The following is a 3321-nucleotide window of genomic DNA, read 5'->3' on the forward strand; positions in this document are numbered from 1 at the left end:
AATCAATGATGGATCTTCATCAAAACGATGAAGTATATCTTTTATATAAGACCTTGAAATATAAGAATAAAAACACAAAGATATACTGTCTTATTCTTCTCTTCTATTAATAGCTCTTGATTTTGGGGGTGTTTCAGCGATCTAGTGGGTCAATGATATTGCCCAGACTTGAGTTCGGGTGAGGCTTTTCAACAAGTATTGTTTTTTGGGTGTTAGTGTCGATCTTTTCGTGTGTGCATCGCCCAATGGTGAATTACACATTAAATAGTGTTATTTCGCATGATACGGGCGTTCTTGGACGTTCTTGAGCGTTATCACCATCTCATCACAACATATGCTGTGAGATGCTCGATAAGAGTGTTGCCCACCACCACCATTTAAAAAAACATGATTGTGCCAATCATATTTATTTTAAACGTTGGCGGCGAGCTTCGGTTGTTCATTGCCAATCAACCATTGTTGTGTGATTCTGACTATACCAACACCTCCGGATGGAGTGGCGGAGCTGCTACGGGAGGTGCGTCATGGCGTGTAGGTGGTGTCGGTGACATTTCCGACAGACCCACACCGTGACAGAAGTGACCGAGGCTTTTAAAATACTGCGTAGCACCCACGCACCCGAAGGGATCGCAGAGCTACGTAGTAGTGCTTTAGTGGGCTAAAGCGCCTGTACTTCAAATCATCTACAAACCTAGTGCTGTCAGTGGTTTGCGCTTGTTTGCAGTAACAGAAATAAAATACTATAGTTATAAGAAATGTCTAACTATATATCTTTCAATTTCAAATACTTCAAACATAGTCAGAAAGGCACACTGAATCATAACTCACGTAAACACGAGAATATAGACAATATTCGGTCTGACCTTTCAGACCGCAATTTCTCTCTCGGTAATACTGATCGTCTATACCAACGTGTGTACGATCGTGTTACCGAGAGGAAAGGTAAAAGTATTCAGAAAAATGCAAATACATTTATTGACGGTGTATTGGCATTTGGTCGAGATCAAATGGATCATCTTATCGATAAGTATGGTAAGAAAAATGTCCAAAAGTACCTTGATAATCAGATCAAGAAGTACATGGAGAAATTGAGGGATGAATTTGGGTTCGAGCCTGTCAGTTATGACTTTCATATGGATGAAGGTCATTATGACAAAGATGGGGCTTGGCAACCTAACTATCATGCACATATTGTTATGTTCAATTATGACTTTAAAACGGACACAGCACCGCTTCGCAAAATGATGGGGAAGAGTGGCAAAAGAAAGACCAGTTTAATGCAAGACCTTGCAGGGCAGGCGTTTAAGGGTGGCGGTTTTGTTAGGGGTATATCGGCAGAAGAGACAAAACGTAAACACTTGGAGCGTGACGAATATATAGCCAAAAAGCAAGCTAAAATAGAGTCCGAATTAAATACTGCACGTCTATATGTTCGTGAGTTACTTAGTGAAGCCAATTGTCTATACGAAAGTCTAGACGCACAGCTAGACGAGCATAGAGCTAACAAGTTGGAATTTATAGAATCACTTGCTAAAGCCGCTGGTCGTGGGATCTCTGCTGACCGCAAATTCTTTGAAATAATGATGGATCTTGGCAAGGCAGCCAAGGATAATCAAGACTTGGCGAACAGCCTTGATACGGTCATATCCTGTATGCCTAGTGAGATATACGATAGTCTATACGAATATGCATCTGACGCCATCATTAGATGTGAAGATAATTCTATTAAAATCAGTGACTTACCAGACTTTATGAAAAATCTACAAAAATTCGAAGAAAAAGTCTCTAAGACTATTGACAGATCGCGCCCGAAGCGTTAATTTTAATATAAACGAGCGTAATGACTAACATTCACTTAGAGAACAACCAAAAGGATATACAGAGTATGACTGGAAATAAAGACAAAGATCAAACCAAGCGCAGAGTTTTGACTCATCTTGAACTTGAAAAACAAACTGGCGTGAAAAAACCACTTGGCATTAAGGTGGATGCTACCACCGACGAACGTTTGAAAATCGCTCGTTCAATGTCGAAAGAACATGGAGCATCTTTTAATGTGTCTCTACATTTAGAAAAACATTTGGTTGTACTACTGGATATGCTTGAAAAGCAACTTGGGTATAACCATGAAGATTATAAGATGGAAGGGCGCAAGGCAGTTAAAAAGTAATTCTTTCGTCTATACTCGGTATATATTAAAGGGCATATCTGGTATGCCCTTTTTTGTTGCTTATTTTTTTCTATGTAGCTCTATTTGGCGCTTCAGAACTTCTTTGTCAGCGCCCATCACTTCAAGAACAGCTTTTGCTGTGTCCACATCAAGGAACTCAAAGCGCTGTTTTGTCAAACCATCACTAGCGTTATGATCAAGTCGAATGATACCAACAGCGTGATTGAACAAATCCGTTCTGTGTTTTTTAACATCAGCCCATGAACCACGACCCATAACAGAAGGGTGAAATGAAAATTCGCCCCCTCCATTATTGATCAACATTCCAGTTTTTGTTGCTTTGGATAGGTAATTAGCTATAGTGCCTTCTGAAACTCCAAGCTCCTTGGCTATTCTGCCTTTTGCGCTCTTGGTAAGCTGAATAGAACCTTCGTATGTCATGAACTTACCAAGTTCCATTACAAAGCTCTTAACAGAGTGTGGAATTCCCTGAACACGGGCGATTGTATCGACATACACCTTGTAATAAGGTGGTTCGGATTCTTTGAAATTAGTCTCTGTAGAAGTGGCTAATACTTCCCTTGATTCACCACCTTCATTTATGTATGCGGATGTTTCTTTTCCTGCAAACGCTTTGCGCCTACCGCCCTCCAAGTCAGTAATACCAAGGGTTTTGCTAAGTGGGGTATTCGCTTCACTACCTTCCTCAGCTTCTCCATTTTCAATACTCTTGGAAGTGTCATTGGCAAGTTTTATAGTAGCTTTAATGGCTTTACTAACAGGAAACTGCAAGACTTTACTAGAGTCTACATTTTCAGCTATAGCACCGTCTAGTGCAAGGTCAAGATCAGATACTCTACTCACGGCTTTATCTCCGTATGTTCTACTGTCTATACTATCGTCTATACGATAGTCATTACTAGGGTATTTGTTATCGGTCATTTTAAAGTATAATTTTTTAGTTTTTCACCAATCTGGTGTTATAAATACAGTAGATCTTTTTTATCTGGTTTGTCAACTCTAAAACGTGAAGATTATCACGGATATACCTAAAAAGATCTAATAGTAAATACTCAGTATATACTCAAGTATATTATAGCAGTCTATACATATATAGGTACATTCATCAAATCAGTGAAGGGTGTTCACTG

The 3321-nt window shown here is 39.5% G+C and carries 3 protein-coding genes; 2 read left to right on the top strand and 1 reads right to left on the bottom strand.

Annotation, left to right across the window (positions count from 1 at the left end; all coding sequences use genetic code 11):
- Window positions 1–755 precede the first annotated feature (755 nt).
- Together P7F88_RS25270 and P7F88_RS25275 are read left to right on the top strand one after the other, a co-directional pair.
- Complete coding sequence (locus P7F88_RS25270; protein WP_277829338.1) at window positions 756–1820, top strand: plasmid recombination protein; 1065 nt, start codon at window positions 756–758, stop codon at window positions 1818–1820.
- Between the two features lie 65 nt (window positions 1821–1885).
- Entirely contained in the window at window positions 1886–2170 is a 285-nt protein-coding gene (locus P7F88_RS25275; RefSeq protein WP_277829339.1) for a hypothetical protein, read from the top strand.
- A gap of 60 nt (window positions 2171–2230) precedes the next feature.
- Here P7F88_RS25275 and P7F88_RS25280 read toward each other — a convergent pair whose 3' ends face one another.
- The gene (locus P7F88_RS25280; RefSeq protein ID WP_277829340.1) at window positions 2231–3034 is read right to left on the bottom strand and encodes a hypothetical protein; all 804 of its coding nucleotides are present in this window, start codon (window positions 3032–3034) and stop codon (window positions 2231–2233) included.
- Window positions 3035–3321: the final 287 nt, after the last annotated feature.

The sequence above is a fragment of the Vibrio hannami genome (genome assembly GCF_029589055.1).
GTDB lineage: Bacteria > Pseudomonadota > Gammaproteobacteria > Enterobacterales > Vibrionaceae > Vibrio > Vibrio hannami.

Bases quoted from the DNA above. Each gene is read 5' to 3' on its own strand.
- P7F88_RS25270 (WP_277829338.1), top strand. From the start codon at position 756: ATGTCTAACTATATATCTTTCAATTTCAAATACTTCAAACATAGTCAG.
- P7F88_RS25275 (WP_277829339.1), top strand. From the start codon at position 1,886: ATGACTGGAAATAAAGACAAAGATCAAACCAAGCGCAGAGTTTTGACT.